General features: G+C 57.8%; 14 protein-coding genes and 1 pseudogene. 8 read left to right on the top strand and 7 right to left on the bottom strand.

Features of this window, described 5'->3' with window-relative positions; translation table 11 throughout:
- Nucleotides 1-2: 2 nt before the first annotated feature.
- Together HB780_RS01065 and HB780_RS01060 are read right to left on the bottom strand one after the other, a co-directional pair.
- A complete protein-coding gene (locus tag HB780_RS01065; RefSeq protein ID WP_286202814.1) occupies nucleotides 3-911 on the bottom strand; it encodes a type II toxin-antitoxin system HipA family toxin in 909 nt (302 codons plus the stop codon).
- 775 nt (nucleotides 912-1,686) lie between these two features.
- Nucleotides 1,687-1,917 carry a helix-turn-helix domain-containing protein gene (locus tag HB780_RS01060; RefSeq protein ID WP_183685938.1) on the bottom strand — a complete coding sequence of 77 codons (231 nt, stop codon included), beginning with the start codon at nucleotides 1,915-1,917 and terminating at the stop codon, nucleotides 1,687-1,689.
- A gap of 134 nt (nucleotides 1,918-2,051) precedes the next feature.
- Here HB780_RS01060 and HB780_RS01055 point away from each other — a divergent pair, with 134 nt between their 5' ends.
- The 7 genes and pseudogenes from HB780_RS01055 to pepT all read left to right on the top strand — a co-directional run bounded on the left by HB780_RS01055 (nucleotide 2,052) and on the right by pepT (nucleotide 10,734).
- A complete protein-coding gene (locus tag HB780_RS01055) occupies nucleotides 2,052-2,591 on the top strand; it encodes a hypothetical protein (protein WP_183686424.1) in 540 nt (179 codons plus the stop codon).
- 267 nt (nucleotides 2,592-2,858) lie between these two features.
- Nucleotides 2,859-4,451 carry an ABC transporter substrate-binding protein gene (locus tag HB780_RS01050; RefSeq protein WP_183685936.1) on the top strand — a complete coding sequence of 531 codons (1,593 nt, stop codon included), beginning with the start codon at nucleotides 2,859-2,861 and terminating at the stop codon, nucleotides 4,449-4,451.
- 6 nt (nucleotides 4,452-4,457) lie between these two features.
- On the top strand, nucleotides 4,458-5,435 hold the full coding sequence (locus HB780_RS01045; RefSeq protein ID WP_183685935.1) for an ABC transporter permease: 978 nt from the start codon (nucleotides 4,458-4,460) through the stop codon (nucleotides 5,433-5,435).
- 11 nt (nucleotides 5,436-5,446) lie between these two features.
- The gene (locus HB780_RS01040; RefSeq protein ID WP_183685933.1) at nucleotides 5,447-6,322 is read left to right on the top strand and encodes an ABC transporter permease; all 876 of its coding nucleotides are present in this window, start codon (nucleotides 5,447-5,449) and stop codon (nucleotides 6,320-6,322) included.
- On the top strand, nucleotides 6,319-7,983 hold the full coding sequence (locus HB780_RS01035) for a dipeptide ABC transporter ATP-binding protein (RefSeq protein WP_183685931.1): 1,665 nt from the start codon (nucleotides 6,319-6,321) through the stop codon (nucleotides 7,981-7,983). Before HB780_RS01040 ends, HB780_RS01035 begins: the two co-directional genes overlap by 4 nt.
- 98 nt (nucleotides 7,984-8,081) lie before the next feature.
- On the top strand, nucleotides 8,082-9,317 hold the full coding sequence (locus HB780_RS01030; protein ID WP_183685929.1) for a CapA family protein: 1,236 nt from the start codon (nucleotides 8,082-8,084) through the stop codon (nucleotides 9,315-9,317).
- Nucleotides 9,318-9,475: 158 nt separating this feature from the next.
- Nucleotides 9,476-10,734, top strand: a pseudogene (gene pepT / locus HB780_RS01025) (peptidase T).
- A gap of 78 nt (nucleotides 10,735-10,812) precedes the next feature.
- Here pepT and HB780_RS01020 read toward each other — a convergent pair.
- Complete coding sequence (locus tag HB780_RS01020) at nucleotides 10,813-11,079, bottom strand: helix-turn-helix domain-containing protein (RefSeq protein WP_183685927.1); 267 nt, start codon at nucleotides 11,077-11,079, stop codon at nucleotides 10,813-10,815.
- A 266-nt stretch (nucleotides 11,080-11,345) separates the two neighbouring features.
- Between HB780_RS01020 and HB780_RS01015 the strand changes: the two genes are divergently transcribed.
- Nucleotides 11,346-11,654, top strand: coding sequence for a transcriptional repressor TraM (locus HB780_RS01015; protein ID WP_183685925.1), 309 nt, complete (start codon nucleotides 11,346-11,348; stop codon nucleotides 11,652-11,654).
- A 3-nt stretch (nucleotides 11,655-11,657) separates the two neighbouring features.
- On the opposite strand, the gene traR is transcribed toward HB780_RS01015, so the two are convergent.
- The 4 genes from traR to HB780_RS00995 form a co-directional block, all read right to left on the bottom strand.
- Entirely contained in the window at nucleotides 11,658-12,362 is a 705-nt protein-coding gene (gene traR / locus HB780_RS01010) for an autoinducer-binding transcriptional regulator TraR (protein ID WP_183685923.1), read from the bottom strand.
- Nucleotides 12,363-12,635: 273 nt separating this feature from the next.
- Nucleotides 12,636-13,520: an arginase family protein gene (locus HB780_RS01005; RefSeq protein WP_183685922.1), complete on the bottom strand. Its 885-nt coding sequence runs from the start codon at nucleotides 13,518-13,520 to the stop codon at nucleotides 12,636-12,638.
- 90 nt (nucleotides 13,521-13,610) lie between these two features.
- Entirely contained in the window at nucleotides 13,611-14,603 is a 993-nt protein-coding gene (locus HB780_RS01000) for a sugar ABC transporter substrate-binding protein (RefSeq protein WP_183685920.1), read from the bottom strand.
- A 46-nt stretch (nucleotides 14,604-14,649) separates the two neighbouring features.
- Nucleotides 14,650-15,615, bottom strand: a complete 966-nt coding sequence (locus HB780_RS00995; RefSeq protein ID WP_183685918.1) for an ABC transporter permease — start codon at nucleotides 15,613-15,615, stop codon at nucleotides 14,650-14,652.
- Between the last annotated feature and the right edge of the window lie 9 nt (nucleotides 15,616-15,624).

Below are 15,624 nucleotides of genomic sequence, written 5' to 3'. Positions count from 1 at the left end.
TACTACGCGCAGGCTACTGAAACGCTGTCGGCAAAGTCGATGCAGCGGCTCATGGCCCGCTCGAGGATTTCGGGCGGCGCGCCAATGTCCCTCGCAATTCGCGGCGCCTGCCTCAGACGCGAGGCGAATTGACTGAGCGCTGCCATGAGGCGCGCCTGTTCATTCGGGTCAGGCATAAGCTCGGCGCAGATCAGTTTCCAATCCGGAAGGTGATCGCGGCCTGCATCGCGCATGGAAGCCCAGCGCGTGGAACGAATAATTCCTTCCTTGGCCAGTCGCATGGGTGCGAAATCGAATAGCGGCGACAGCCGGATCCTTCCCTCGGGAAGCTTGCTCAATGCCGAGTTCCGGCCATGATTGTCGGGATTGCCGAGCGCCAGGTTGGCAATGTCGCGCTTCAGGTATTCGACTATGTCAGCGAACGGATCGGACGAATATCGCTTCAGAACGTCGATATAGATTTCGTGCGATCCGATATGGCCGAAATCGGCGACGCCAATGGCAGAGACTAGGCTCTCCTGACCAAGGCGCACCACTTCACCGTCTTGCCCCTTTTGCCGGTCGAAACGAGGGATGATCAGCACGCCTTCTGCGTACGTTGAGACTTCACTGACATTCAGGCCGATTTCGCTAGCGATACGGGAATAGAGCGCTTCGCCTTCGAGAATCAGACGATCCACTGGCTCGGTGCTACGAACCAGTTTGACGATGACATGACGCATTGCCTCGTCGTCGGCGACGAAGCTGTCAGGGTAGTATAGTCCGTCGCTCGCTTGAGTCATCGACACTTTCGGCCACTCGCCCTGAAGGCCGCTTGAGCCGGAGGCGAGCATTCCGAAACGATCGGCGACTTCCATGAACCGATCCGAGCGCGCCAGAATGTCCGTCTCGGCAACGCCTTGGCGCTGCACGCCTTGCAAACGCTCCGCTTCCGCTTCCGCCGCTTCCCTGATTCGAAGATTGCCTATTCCGCCCGCCGCCGATCGAAGGAGCAGCGGAAGATCAGATGCCCGGGACGCTTCGATGAGACCAAGATGTTCGGCGAGCTTCCGCCGTGCGTGTCCCTGCGGCATCAGGTCCAGAAGAAAGGGAGGCCAATGACGGCCATATCGATTTTCGAGGTCCACCGGGTACCGGACGGACAGCGCGCGAAAGTCGCAGACCGCTTTGCCTAGCGCGAATTCTTGGGACGCCGCCGCAATGAAATAGTCGAGGTCATAGTCAACGATCGACGCGCCTTGATAGCCAGTATCGTCGTCGCGTATCTCGAGTGTAGCAGCTTGATGCCACTCACTATCAAAATGGATTTGAAGCGCTAGTCGCATTAACTGACCCTTTTAATGGATCAATTAGTGCAAAATCGTGAAAAAATCAACCCAATAAAATGGATCAATAATCTGTTTCTGTGGTCACCTTCCAATTCCCGAGGTGACCTTGTGAGCCTTTTGCTGGACTTTGTGCGGTCTGAAATTAGCATGTGGGCGAAATGTTAAGTAGAACAGCGGCGAAACGTTAATTTGCAAGTCGGCGAATGCAAATTTGCCTTCCAGAGCTAGCATGTGTTTCCAGCTTCATCCGCCATGACGGAAAGAGCGTAAAGTTGTCGCTATAGGCTGTGGTATTCACTTTCCAATAGGGCAGTTTTCATATGCTTCTGCCTGATGGAACCCACCGCCATCCGGTGCCTCACGACATCGGCCTCTTGAAGCGAACGCCGACACCACCGCCATTTTCCGAAATAAATTCTATTCCAGCATCTTCAAGCACACTTTGGATGTTGTTCAATGTGCTCGGTCGTAGCTGCTCGCCCCGCTCCAAGCGGGTGATTGTCTGTGTTGAGACATTAGCCGCTTTCGCAAGATCAAGAACTCCCCATTCCAGCGCAACACGCGCCAGTTTGCACTGAATTCCCTTCATATCACCATACCATGGTGATTTTGGTTGCGCATCTGAAACTTACCTTGTATATCAATGGACAGTCTAACGGCTGTACCGGTGTTGCGAGCACCGAGCACAGCCTAACCACAATCAAGCTTACGGGAGCTCGGATCATGGCTGATTCCGACAATAGCAGAACTTTGCCTCCGGTCACCCGGAGAGACTTCCATTCCTTCGTAGCGGCGTCTTTACCCACATATCCGGAGCTCGCCGCCTCGCTCACCGCACCGCTGGAAGCTTGCAGTGACGATCTCGCGTTCACGATCTGGCGCGAATGGTGTGCAGCCCGGCAACATGTGATCGAATCATGCCTCAGACAGCAGGGGCTCGAAACCAAGCTCTTTTCGATGGTCGGCTCACCGCTGCAAGCATTTGACGCTGGAAAGGCTGCCGACGAAGGTGTCGGATACAGCGAAGCCCTTGAAGAAGAACGGCGTGCATCAACCGCAGAGCACGAGGTGGCGGAAACCTTATGGGATACGCCGGCGGAATCGATCATCGGCGCAACTGCGAAGCTCCATGCCGTTGTCACCAAGTGGCAACCCTCGCTCATCAGCGATGAGTATCCTTGGCCGCAAATCCGTTCCGTCATTGCCGATCTGCTGAAGATCGATGTGGAAATGTCCTTCTCGCCTTCCGGCGCAGCGACGTAGCAGCGATCAACACCTGCCATCAGTCCGAGTTGCTCTTGGGTGAACTGGCGTTCGATTCTTACTGTCCCGAGATTTTACGCAACTGTTCTCCGGATGATCACGGTCGGAGGGGTCGTGCTTCAAAGCGCCTCCATATGCAGAGGATACTCTACAAAGTGCTGCATGCGGGATCTCTGGGAACTCCGCGCCAATGATGAATGCGTGGTGGAACGCGTTCCGCCGCGACGGTGCTGGCTGCGCCAAGAAATCAAAAATGGGAACTTCGTCATGAAACAAGAAAATTCATTTCGTCCGCTTCTTCTGTCGGCCTTGCTGATCTCGCTTGCGTTCTGGAGCATTCTTTCGGGGCCGGCCCAGGCACAGGAGCTTCGGATCGCGACGTCGTACAAATTGATGACGCTCGATCCCCATTACGCAAATCTCAACGAAAACACCTCGCTGCTGTCTCATATCTACGAACGGCTCGTCTATCAGGACGAGCGTCTGGACCTGAAGGCCGGCCTTGCCATTTCCTGGCGCGCGACGTCTGACACGCAATGGGAATTCAAGCTGCGGGAAAACGTCCGCTTCCATGACGGCTCGCCTTTCACCGCGGATGACGTCGTCTACACGATCGAGCGCATCCGGGATTTCCTGAAACCACCAAGCGGCGGCTTTCGCTCCTATGTGAGCGAGATCAAGGCCGTTTCGGCAGCCGATCCTCTCACCGTCGTCGTCGACACGAACGGGAATGTCCCCAACCTGCCGCTGTCGTTTTCGTCGATCTTCGTTATGCATCGGCCGGGGCAGGGGTTCCAGACTACGGAGGAGCTCAATGCCGGCAGCCCTCCCATCGGCACGGGGCCTTACAAGTTCGAGAGCTGGAGTTCCGGCGAGATGCTGAAGCTCACCAGGAATGACGACTATTGGGGCCGCAGGCCTGCTTGGTCGGCGGTGACGTTCCGGATCATCGAGAACCCTGCGGCTCGCGTGGCGGCATTGACGACCGGGGATGTCGACATAGCGGACGCCATTCCTGCCCGCGACGTGGCCTCCCTGAAACAGCGCGGCGCCAAGATCGAGAGCGTCAGTGCGGCGCGCGTCAATTTCCTGCAATTCGACGTGGGGCGGGAAACACTTCCCGGCGTGACAAGCAAATCCGGCGAGCAGATGCCCAATCCCTTCACGAACCCTTTGGTGCGCCGCGCGCTTGCGATGGCGACGGATCGCGGAATTCTTGTCGACAAGATCCTTGCCGGTTACGGCACAGCCGCGGCGCAGGTTTTCCCGGGCGGTCTGCCGGGCACTTCGGCTAATCTGAAGCCGGAGGTTCCGAACTACGACGAAGCGAAGACGCTTCTGGCAAAGGCCGGCTTTCCGAACGGCTTCAATGTTGTTCTCGCCGGACCTACCGGCCGTTATCCCGGCGACGGCGAGAGTCTCCAGGCGATCGCGCAAAGCTGGGCCCGTATCGGCGTCGCCGTCCAGCCCTCTGTCTTTCCGTTCTCGGTGTTCAACACGAAGCGAGCTAGCGGCGACTATGGCGTCTGGTACGGCGGCACATCCGGCGAGGCAGTCGACATCATTCTCCACGCTCTCCTGGCGTCGCCAGATCCCGAACGTGGAACCGGAGCCTTGAACTTCGGGCACTATCGCAACGAGGCTTTCGACGCGATGCTTGCAAAGGCGGAAAGCATCCAGGAGGGCCCGGAGCGGAACAAGGCGCTCGCCGACGCGACAGACTTCGTGATGGCCGACCAGCCGATCATTCCCCTCTACCACTTCCATCATATCGTCGGTTACGGCCCGCGGGTTGGCTCCTATGTGATGCACCCCCGCGGCTGGACGACCGCGATGCAGACGCTTCCAGCCACGGAGTGAACGATCATGGCCTTGATTTCAGCTGCATTGGGAAGGCTGAGCCAAGCCTTCCTCCTTCTCCTTGCCATGTCGTTGATCGGTTTCATCGGCATTCACAGCGTCGGCAATCCGGTCTTCAACATCGTCAACATCGAGACCGCCACGCCTGAGGATATCCGGCGCGCGACGATCGCGTTGGGACTGGATCAGCCGATCTGGCGCCAGTACTTCCTCTTCATCGGCAACGTCGTCCAGGGAAACTTCGGAACCTCATATATCTATCATTTGCCGGCCCTCAAGCTGGTCATGAGCAAGCTTCCCGCGACACTCGAGCTCGCATGTATCGCGATGCTCATCGCGGCTCCGGCCGGAATAGGAGTGGGGCTCCTGGCCGGCCGGAGGAAGGGCACGCTGCTCGACCGATCGATCCTGAGATCGAGCGTGTTCGCGCTGAGCGTTCCATCATTCTGGCTGAGCATGATGCTGATCCTCACCGGCGCCATCCTGACAGGCTGGTTTCCATCCGGGGGCAGGGGCGCGACGGCAAGTTTCCTCGGACGGGAGTGGAGCGTCCTGACGTGGGACGGGTTGTGGCACATGGTTCTTCCGGTGCTTGCGCTGGCGATACCAAACATCGCGCTCATCGCGCGACTATCGCGATCGGGCACGATCGAGGTCGAAAGCCTGGATTTTACGCGATTTTGTCGTGCGAAAGGGCTTTCTTCACGAAGGATCTTGCTCCGCCACACCCTGCCGAACATCAGCGTGCCGATCGTGACGATCATCGGCCTGCAATTCGGCGGCATGCTCGCCTTCGCAGTGGTCGTGGAATCGATTTTCTCCTGGCCGGGCGTCGGCAAGCTCCTGATCGACTCCATCCAACTCCTCGACCGGCCCGTGGTGATGGCGACACTGACCTTCATCTCGGTCGCCTTCGTCGCCCTCAATGCCTTTGTCGATCTCTTCCATGCCGTGCTCGACCCGCGCGTGCGCCTGTCCTCATAAAGGGAACTGCCATGAAAGCTCACATTCTCCGGGCGTTGAACCGGCGTCCTCAATGGCCGAGGCTGACCGCGTCCAAAGTGCTGCTTGCAACCTATATCCTGCTTGCTCTTGCCGCCCCGGTGATCGCTCCACAAAACCCGTACGACCCCCTGCAAATCTACGGATGGGAGGCATCTTCTCCTCCAGGCACGCTGGGGAGCGGTGGCTATCTTTACCTGCTTGGAACAGACGGGCTCGGCAGGGATATCGTCAGCTGTATCCTCTACGGCTTGCGGATCAGCCTGGTGGTGTCGGTCACAAGTGCATCCATCGCCGCCCTGATCGGACTGACGGCCGGTGTCAGCGCCGCCTATTTCGGCAAGTGGGTCGATATCGTGATCATGCGGCTCGTTGATCTTCAGCTCAGCCTGCCGACGATCCTGGTCGCCCTGATCGCGATCGTCACGCTTGGCCCCGGCATAGACCGGATCATTCTGGCGCTGATCATCGCCCAGTGGGCAAGCTATGCCCGGTTGGCGCGCAGCGTGGCGCTCAGCGAGACCAACAAGTCCTACATGGACGCGGCCCGGCTGATGCGGTTGCCGACATCTAGGATCATCTTTCGTCACCTGCTTCCGAACAGCATCGCGCCGGCCGTGACCTTGATCCCGATCGAAGTCGGCCATGCGATCGCGCTGGAAGCGACCCTGTCCTTTCTTGGCCTCGGCGTTCCAATCGACAAGCCGTCGCTCGGCTCCACGGTCGCAAACGGGTTCCAATACCTTTTGACCGGCCAATACTGGATCAGCCTTTTCCCAGGCCTCGCCCTCTTCGGGCTGATCGCAAGCATTAACCTCGTCGGTGAAGATGTTCGACGCCGTCTCGATCCAAGGAGCCGTCCGGTATGACTGAAGAAAGTGGAAAAGCACCTCTACTCCAGGTGAAGAACCTAGGCCTGCGCCATCGCTCTGCATCCGGACCAGTGATGATCTTGGCCGACGTGAGTTTCGAGCTTGGGCGAGGCGAGATCCTCGGCATCATCGGTGAATCGGGAGCCGGAAAATCGACAGTGGGCAATGCAATCCTCGGCTTGCTTAGTCCTGAGTTTGAGCAGACGTCGGGTACGATCGAATTCGACGGCAAACCGATCGACGCCACGGGAGAGGGGGAGGGCGCCATCCGAGGACGGCGGATCTCCGCCATTTTTCAGGATCATACTGCCTCGCTCGACCCCCTGATGAGCGTCGGTGCCCAGATCGAAGAGACAATTCTGGCGTTCGACGGCTCACTTTCTAGGCGTACCGCGCGTCTACGTGCTCTTGACCTCCTTGATCGCGTCGGAATTCCGGAGCCGCAGCAGCGATACAGTAATTATCCTCACCAATTCTCTGGAGGGCAAAGGCAACGGGTGGTCATCGCTATCGCGCTGGCGGGATCTCCCGACATCATCATCGCTGACGAGCCGACCTCAGCGCTGGATGCCACGGTCCAAAAGCAGATACTTGGATTGCTTCGGACCCTCGTCGACGAGACGGGCGTCTCCATCATGTTGGTCACCCACGACATGGGGGTGGTGTCCGAGATTACCGACCGGGTTCTTGTCATGAGAAAGGGCCAGGTGGTGGAGCAGGATCACACTGCGACCATTCTGGATGCGCCCAGGAACGACTATACGCGCAGCCTGCTTGCCGCAGTCCCGCGGTTGAGGACTTCGGCAACAGCGGCGAAGGCCAATGGCAGTCGGACCATTTCGTTCGGGAGAGGGGAGGGTGACGACTTGTTGCTCGCCGCCGCCGGTGTTTCGAAGACCTTCGCACCACAAGCGTTCTCGTGGAGCCTTGGCCGGAACACGGCCAAGTTCGCGTTGAGGGATGTGAGCATCGAGCTGCCGCGTGGTGCGATCATCGGCATTGTCGGCGAGAGCGGAAGCGGAAAGACGACGCTCGGCCGAATTATCGCCGGACTGGATGCTGGATCCACGGGAAGGGTCACGATCGGCGGAGACGAATTCGATGTTTCGAAGAGCGGCCGCCGCAACCGCCTTCTCGGTCGCGTGCAGATGATCTTCCAGGATCCCGCAGTGTCGCTCAATCCCAGGATGACCGTCAGAGAGACCCTGCACGAAAGCATCCGGTTTGGTGCAGGCATGCATCCCAGCGATCAGCCGGGGGAGGCGGCACGAATGATGGACCGGCTCGGTCTCGCCCGGAATATGCTCCTCCGGTATCCGCATCAGCTGTCGGGTGGCCAGAAGCAGCGCATTTGTATTGCCCGGGCGCTGCTGGCAAGGCCGCAGATCATCATTGCGGACGAACCCACGTCGGCTCTCGATGTGTCCGTACAGGCCGAAATCGTCAGGCTCCTCAAGGAGATCATTGCCGAGCAGGGAATGACGATGATCTTCATCTCCCATGATCTCGCCGTCGTGCAGCAGCTCTGCAGTTCCGTCTACATCTTCAAAGACGGCCGGGTCGAGGATTTTGGCCCTTCCGATTTCATCTTCTCACAATCGCAAAATCCCTACACGCGCGCCCTCATCGACGCCCGGCCCGGCCGGTTCACGTGTTGAGAGCCGATTGGGCCACCGGCAAGCCCGCCTAAGCCGGCCCGGCCTTGAATTCCAACTTTCCAGACATTGATGGTTCTTACTGCCGCAAAAGGTGACTTATGACTGACAGGTTCACATTGGCCGTCACGGGCCAATCGCTCATAAAATACGACATCCGCGCTATCCGCGCCCCGGCCTTTCGGGAGGTTCAGGCCCTGCTTCGCCAGGCGGATCTTTCGTTCACCAATTTCGAGGGAACGATCCTTGGCAGCCACGGAGGATGGCCGCTCAAGGGATCATTCTTTGGCTGTAGCGATCCTGTCGTCCTGGATGCGCTCCAGGGGATTGGGTTTCGGGCACTTTCGCTTTCGAACAATCATGCCTTCGATCTTGGCCCCTCCGGCGTACTGTCGACCTTGGAGGAAGTGGAGAAAAGAGGCTTCCTCCATGCGGGTCTCGGCCGCAACCAATTTGAGGCTGCGCAGGCTGGCACTGGAACGATCGGCGGACGGCGTGTCGCCATCGTCGCCATGGATGGCGGTCCGGGTCCCGATTTCATGTATGCTGCGAATGCAGACATCGGCCGGCCTGAACGCCCCGGCGTGAACCGATTACGTCTGTCGCAGGTCATCAAGGTCGATGACGCAGCCTTCGGGCAGCTTTGCTCCATTAGCGACAATGTCGGCTACACGCCGATCGACCTCGCCAATGACAGCCAGCCGGACGATCGGCCGCTTGTCGATCCGCAGGACGAGATCGCGATCGCGCGGGCTATCTTCAAACGATCAAACAGCTTCGGCAGGAGCGTCAAAGTCGATGATCACGACGTTGCCAGGAACCTAGCGGCGATTTCTTCTGCAGCCGGGGATGGCTGCCTCGTCATAGCCTATCTGCACCACCACCACTGGGCTTCCGACTGGTATCAGGTGCCGGACTGGGTCGGCGCCGTTGCAAGACGGTGCATCGATGCGGGTGCGGCGATGTTCGTCAGCCACGGCGCTCCGGTGCTTCAACCCATGGAAATCTATCGTCGCCGCCCGATTTTCTACAGTCTCGGCAATTTCATCTTCCATGTCAGGTCGGAAAAATCGACGTGGCTGGCACCGGAGGTATGGGAGAGTGTTGTCGGTATGTGTTCTTACGGGCAGGATAACGATCTGATCGACATCAGATTCTATCCGATCGTGATCGGCGGGGAGGACGGATTGAAGGATCGCCTGCTCGAGAGCCGGCTGGTTCCACACCTTGCGACGGGAGAAATCGCTGAAAGAATCCTGCATCGATTCAAAGAGCAATCAGCAAAACTCGGCGCGCAAATCGAACTGGAAGACGGGATCGGCATTCTTCGCATCTGAGTGGTTGGCCGGATTGTAGCCTGGTAGCGGAGATTTGGAGTTCTCATGAGCCGGTAGGGAAGGGGAGAGCCGTCTACTGCTCACGGGACGCCGCCGCCAAAGAGCATCATTATTTATCGCCAGTGAGGAATTGAATGTATTCGACTGAACAAGAAACGATGGGCATTCGCGACGAACTTATCGGCCGGTTTTTCCGGTATCTTGCTATCGAAAGCCAGAGTGACGCGGCTTCGACGCATCTGCCCTCTTCTCCGGGTCAGCTCGAACTCGCGAGACTACTGGCGGAGGAAATGCGCGTCCTTGGCGTTGATGATGTCGTACTTGATGAACATGCCATCGTGACGGGCGTAAAGCGCGGTAACAGACCGGGCGCTCCACGCATCGGTTTCATCGCGCATCTCGATACGGTCGATGTCGGCCTCTCCCCGGTCATCCGGCCTCAGATCAAACGTTTCGAGGGGCGGGACCTCTGCCTCAACCCGGAGAAAGATATCTGGTTGCGGATCGCGGAACATCCGGAAATCCGCGGCTGGCAGGGTGAGGATATTATTGTCGGCGACGGAACGAGCGTGCTCGGAGCGGACAACAAGGCGGCCATCGCGGTCATCATGACACTCCTTGCCAAGCTTGAGCCGTCGCAGCCTCACGGCGACATTGTTGTTGCCTTCGTTCCAGATGAGGAAATCGGGCTACGGGGTGCCAAGGCGCTCGATCTGAGCCGCTTCCCGTGCGACTTTGCCTACACCATCGACTGCTGCGAACTTGGCGAGGTCGTCGTGGAGAATTTCAACGCCGCATCGGGCGAGATCGTCTTTACCGGCGTCAGTGCTCATCCGATGTCGGCAAAGGGCGTGCTGGTCAACCCGCTGCTGATGGCGCTCGACTTCATTTCCCACTTCGACCGCAACGAAACACCGGAATGCACGGAGAAACGCGAAGGATATTTCTGGTTCAAGGATCTTGTTGCCAACGACAGTGAGGCCCGGCTGAAGGTCATGATCCGCGATTTCGACAAGGCCGTATTCGAGCAACGCAAACAGCGTATCGGCGATGTCGTTAAACAGATTGGGTCGCAATATCCTTCAGGATCGGTGCAATACCGCGTGGCCGACACTTATCACAACATCGGGGACTACCTCCGGGCCGACAGCCGCTCAGCTGAACTGCTGTTCAACGCTTTGGACAGGCTCGGGATCGAAAAAAGCTTAACCCCATGCGTGGAGGAACCGACGGGGCGGCCTTGTCGGCGCGCGGATTACCCACTCCGAATTTCTTCACCGGCGCCTATAATTTCCATTCGCGCTTCGAATTCCTCCCCGTTCCTGCTTTCGAAAAATCCTATGAGACGGCTCTGATGCTGTGCACGCTTGCAGCGGAAGGGGCAGCGGGGGACCAGACGCCAAAGAATGAACCATGAACTCGCAAAGATCTATGCTTTTGCGCGGCAGAATGATCGGAATTTGTCTGGAGCAGCGCGAGCTTCACTCACGTAGAATCACACGGCGGAGGATGATCCGGAACCGGACTTGGCCGTCTTCTTTTCACCCGAATTGCGCTTTGAAACGAGCATTTCGAACGCTTCTACGCCAAGGATTTGGGCGAGGCCGTCGACCATATCGATCGTCGGGCTATAGACACACCGCTCCAAAGAACTGACATAGGTGCGGTGGACGTTTGCGCGGAGCGCGAGTTCCTCCTGCGAAAGCCTCTTGGCGTTTCGCAGGGTCCTCAGATTCAGCGCGAAGATCTCTCGAATATTCATAGTTCGGAGTCATGCGCGTTGCAGTGCATTCATCTACAGAGTATACGATACAATCGCGCGCATGGAGGCTCTCGCGTACCGGCATGTCTGCCGAAATGGCGTAATTCGTCCCTGTGAACTACAAATATGTCTTGGATCGCTGATAAAATCGGTGAATTACAGCACTAGAGGTCGCAAGCCTGTTTAGGCAGAGTTTTCAACCTCGGCTTGGGATCAGAGATTAGTGTTTTCGGGGCGTACCGCAGACTTAATGGGGGGTGGAAAGCATGGAATCTCAAGACGTGCCGCCGAAAGACAAGCTTGAGCTTCGGGCCGTGATTGGGCTCACGCGCGGGCTGCCTCTAGCCGACATCGATGCTCTCACCGTGGGCGCAATCCGTACCCACCGGAGCCTGGTGGAAAAAGCTGACCAGTTGTTTCAGGCCTTGCCGGATGATTATAAGTCTGGAGCCGTTGCCGGAGGCGCGCAACATCTTGCCTACATTGAGGCTTGCATCGAAATGCATGCTCAGATGAGCGTCGTGAACACCTTGGTCGACATTATTGGCTATATCCCGAAAGTCCCCGAGAGCTGAGGATCAAATCAGCTTTCTACGTATCGCCAGAGCGGTCAGGTGCGTTGTCGTGTGGACGTCGAACCGCTTCTTGGTTTCGGCAAGCTTGACCCGCACGCTATTGTATTTGACACCTTCGAGATCCGCCGCCTCTTCCATCGTTTTGCCGACCGCCATCCATTTGAGATAAGCGGCTTCCTTGGGGTCGAGGTAGGCCGGGCTCTCGGCGGTCGGCCTTGCTTGCGTGTAGGCGATACGGGCGTGAAGTTGAGCGACAGCGGTTGCGGCAGCCACCGCATCAATCTCTCGGTCTAGGTCGATTGTCGGCTTCTCAGAAGCCAAGGTGAACATAGACATCGCGCCGTTTGCGGTCTTGACTGGAATGGTAATGCCGGAACGGATTCCGAAATTTGCAGCCTGTGAATAAAAGGTGCGCTCGGGTTTGGAGAGGCGCGGCCCCTCCTGTTCGCCTGCCCAAGTGAAGATCCTTTTAAATGACTTCGCTCGCTTCACCACCGGATCTAGTCGGGAATAATTTCGTTCAAAGTAAAGGGATCGCCAATTTGGATGGTAGTTCGAGATTGCCAGCACATGCCCGGGCTGGACGTTGAGATAGGCGTAGCCGCCAAAACCGATCTGCTCCGTTAGACCGGAGAGGGCTTCCTCGATGTGATCCTGATCGGCCTCTATTGCGGCGAGGTCAGTTAGCTTATCCAGCCAATTCTGCATTTGTCACTCCATGCTGGTGTTCAGGTGGAAGGCCTGACCTGAGGATCTCCAGTTAATATTAGCAACTCTAGATTGAAAATGCATAATGTATGTTATGGAACTTCAGGTGAAGACTACTCGTTATAAGAGAGTTCTGATCCTCGGCAGACCAAATCAGGCATAGCGATGGGACTAACCGCCTCGATCGCAGATTTCTCTCCTACATCCGAGCCTTCGGCGACACTGGCGTCGTTCGCCAGCCAGACCTCCAATCGGGAAACTATCGTATGCGGGTCAACCATTAGACGTGCCAAGCAATGGCAGCGCTGCCAGCATTTCCTTGAGTGCGATTGCATCCCATGGCAGATGTTCCGTGATGCCTAGACCTACCACGTCCGCGATCTGCGCCACATCCCGGAGCAATCGAACCACGTCGGCAATTGGCATTTTGCCCTGTGGTATGCCGGCGAAAGCATCAGGAGCTGCCTTGGGGTTTGCAAACAGCAAGGACCTGAACTGTGCCGGATCCAATACATCAAGGTCGAGGTGAATTGCGACATTTCGGGCACCGGTCGCTTTCAGCCATGTGAGGACCGGTTCACTTGAAATAGCGAGTTCGGACGGGGTTGCTTTGCGCAAACCGTGCCTTTCGATGAATTCCTGTTCACCAGGCGACATTTCGTCGAGACCGGCATACATGATGTTCGCTGCCTTGACCGGACGTTTCACCGTATTGGCAAAATCGGCGTCTCCCTCGCCCATCAGATTGCCCAGAACCATAGCGTGTGCGTGAGAAAAATGCTCCGGCGTCAGGATATCGGGATGGGAATCCACCCAAAGCACTGCCAGATCGCCCTCATAGCGTTCGTTCAGATACGCAAATGGTGCCAAATCGACGAGGCAGTCGCCACCCAGGATCACTACTCGATCCGGTGTCTGTTCGTTGAGGATCTCCTGTGCCGAGTGAAGTTGGCGCAGGAGGGCCGAGCGACCAACGATGCCGATCTCGAGAGGAAGCCCACCGGTCGTCGGCAGATCCACTTGAACCTCGGCAATGGGCCCACTTGCAGGTGGGGCCAGCCAGGCCAGCAACTGCGCGCCGAAGTGGTAGGCCGGTAGATGTCCACCTTGCCATTGCGGCATCAGGAGCCGTAGCGTCTTTTTCGGGTCATTCGTCATCGGGTGTTTCCTTGAGCCGGCAGGCGGCCAAGCCAATTGGCTTGGCTGCGTTTCATTCTTTTTTTGAGCGCGGAGTTCGATTTCCGCCCGCTACTTGCCCAACGCCGCATTGCAAACGCTGAGATTGTCCTTCGTGACGACAGGAACCGGAAAGTAGACGTATTTTTCCTGGGTCTTTCCATTGAGCAGATCCGACACGGCGTTGACGGCATAAAGCGCATCCGACCGAGCATCGAAAAGAACCGTCGCATATTGAACGCCGGATTCGATGTTGTTGTATCCGGGAAGCTCGCAACCGACCCCTACCAGGGCCAATTTCCCCGGATCGATGCCGGCACGTTGCGCGGCAACGATCACTCCGGCCATCATGACGTCTTCGACGGAATAGACGCCTTTGATCGAGGGGCCGAATTTCGTAAAGAGGGCCGCTGCCGCATCTGTCGCGACGCTCTGGTCCCAATTGCCCGGTTGCTCGCCCACGATCTTGATGCCCGGAGCAATTGCTGCCAGTTCCTGCTTGAAACTCTCCATCCTGATGATGCTGGTCGGAGTACCCGGCGTCCCGGTGATCGCGAATATGTCGCCCTCAGTGCCAAGACCCTTGGCCTTGAAGGCACCGACCATTGCTTGAGCCGACTGTTTTCCGACGGCCACGTTGTCGCCCCCGGTAAAGACATCCCAGAACCTCTCCGACTGAGCGTTGGGCGGAGCGTCGCTTATGACAAGCGGAATTCCTGCCTGCTTGATCTTGCGCATCGACGGCACCAAGGCATTCGCATCGACTGGCCAGAGGACAATCGCGTCAGGCTTTTTGGCGATCGCCTGTTCGACCTGGTTGGCCTGATTGGCGGGATCGAAGGGCGATGTGGTGATTTCGAGTTTCAGGCCTTTTTTGGCCGCAGCGGTCCTGAAGAAGCGGACATAGTCGGCGCAGTATGTGCACTCTTCGGTCGGAGACAACAGGACGACTGACTTGCCTTCGGCTGCACGCGCAGCGCCACTGTAAGCGACGGACGCAGCAACTGCGGCCGAGGCTGTCACCGTGAACATGGCCCGGCGAATTGCAAATTTGAGCAACATCATTAAGTTCCCTTTTATTGGTTTTGGGGTTGATGGGGATGGCGACCACTCACCTCGAAGCGAGAATCCGGCGACGCGATTTGATGAGTCGTCCCAGGTCTCCGCCGAGTATGACGACGACGGCAAGGACGGCTCCGTTGACCAGTTGCGTGGTCGCGGAGTTTGCGCCAGCGAGGCTCAGACCATTGTTCAGCGCGGCGAGCACGCCGACGCCGACGCCGATACCAAGCGGACGGCCCGTGCCACCGCCGAGCGCCACACCGCCGAGGATGGCTGCCGAAGCCGCCTGAACCAGCAGCGTGTTGCCCAGTGTTGGCGATCCCGTCGCAAGGCTTATCGACAAGAGAGCGCCGGCGAGCGCAGCGCAGATGCCAGAGGTGCAGAACGAAAAATACAACGCATGGCCCGTGCGCGCGCCGCTCATGATGGCGGACTGCCGGTGACTGCCTGTTGCGTAGAGATCGCGACCCAGGCGGGTAAAGCGCAGCACGAAAGCAGCAAGCACGAAGGCAGCCAAGGTGACCAGAATGCGTGGGGAGAGCATGTAAAACATCTTCTGATCGACGGCGTCGGCCGCATCGAAATTGTTATAGGGGACCACCTGCCCACCCGCGATCCAAAAGGCGAAACCGGACAAAAGGATCATGGCGCCAAGTGTGGTCACCAGAGAAGAAACTTTCAGTCGGAAAACCAGATGCGCGTTCAGCAGACCGACTGCCGCCCCGAACAGAACAGCAAGCGCGACGCCGATAAACGCACTGCTTTCCCCGGTCTTGGCGAGGATGAGCCCGCCCACCGCCACCATCGGCGCGACTGACAGATCGAACTCACCGACGATCATCGTCAGCGAGAGACCAAGTGCCACAAGACCGACCAGAGAAAATGTCTGGGCGAGCGCAAACAGATTGCCACTCGACAAATAGTAGTCGGTGGTCAACGCGAAGCCCGCAGGCACGGCTATCAGCAGGAAATTGCGAAGCAGGTCCGAGGCGGTCTGTTGTCGAAGTTCGAGCATATCCGTTCC

Source organism: Rhizobium lusitanum, from assembly GCF_014189535.1.
GTDB lineage: Bacteria > Pseudomonadota > Alphaproteobacteria > Rhizobiales > Rhizobiaceae > Rhizobium > Rhizobium lusitanum_C.
Note: the sequence above shows the minus strand (reverse complement) of the source record. Positions and strands in the feature narration are given on the sequence as shown.

Coding starts and splice junctions, on each gene's coding strand:
- HB780_RS01060 (WP_183685938.1), bottom strand. CDS start 1,917: ATGAAGGGAATTCAGTGCAAACTGGCGCGTGTTGCGCTGGAATGGGGA.
- HB780_RS01055 (WP_183686424.1), top strand. CDS start 2,052: ATGGCTGATTCCGACAATAGCAGAACTTTGCCTCCGGTCACCCGGAGA.
- HB780_RS01050 (WP_183685936.1), top strand. CDS start 2,859: ATGAAACAAGAAAATTCATTTCGTCCGCTTCTTCTGTCGGCCTTGCTG.
- HB780_RS01045 (WP_183685935.1), top strand. CDS start 4,458: ATGGCCTTGATTTCAGCTGCATTGGGAAGGCTGAGCCAAGCCTTCCTC.
- HB780_RS01040 (WP_183685933.1), top strand. CDS start 5,447: ATGAAAGCTCACATTCTCCGGGCGTTGAACCGGCGTCCTCAATGGCCG.
- HB780_RS01035 (WP_183685931.1), top strand. CDS start 6,319: ATGACTGAAGAAAGTGGAAAAGCACCTCTACTCCAGGTGAAGAACCTA.
- HB780_RS01030 (WP_183685929.1), top strand. CDS start 8,082: ATGACTGACAGGTTCACATTGGCCGTCACGGGCCAATCGCTCATAAAA.
- HB780_RS01020 (WP_183685927.1), bottom strand. CDS start 11,079: ATGAATATTCGAGAGATCTTCGCGCTGAATCTGAGGACCCTGCGAAAC.
- HB780_RS01015 (WP_183685925.1), top strand. CDS start 11,346: ATGGAATCTCAAGACGTGCCGCCGAAAGACAAGCTTGAGCTTCGGGCC.
- traR (WP_183685923.1), bottom strand. CDS start 12,362: ATGCAGAATTGGCTGGATAAGCTAACTGACCTCGCCGCAATAGAGGCC.
- HB780_RS01005 (WP_183685922.1), bottom strand. CDS start 13,520: ATGACGAATGACCCGAAAAAGACGCTACGGCTCCTGATGCCGCAATGG.
- HB780_RS01000 (WP_183685920.1), bottom strand. CDS start 14,603: ATGATGTTGCTCAAATTTGCAATTCGCCGGGCCATGTTCACGGTGACA.
- HB780_RS00995 (WP_183685918.1), bottom strand. CDS start 15,615: ATGCTCGAACTTCGACAACAGACCGCCTCGGACCTGCTTCGCAATTTC.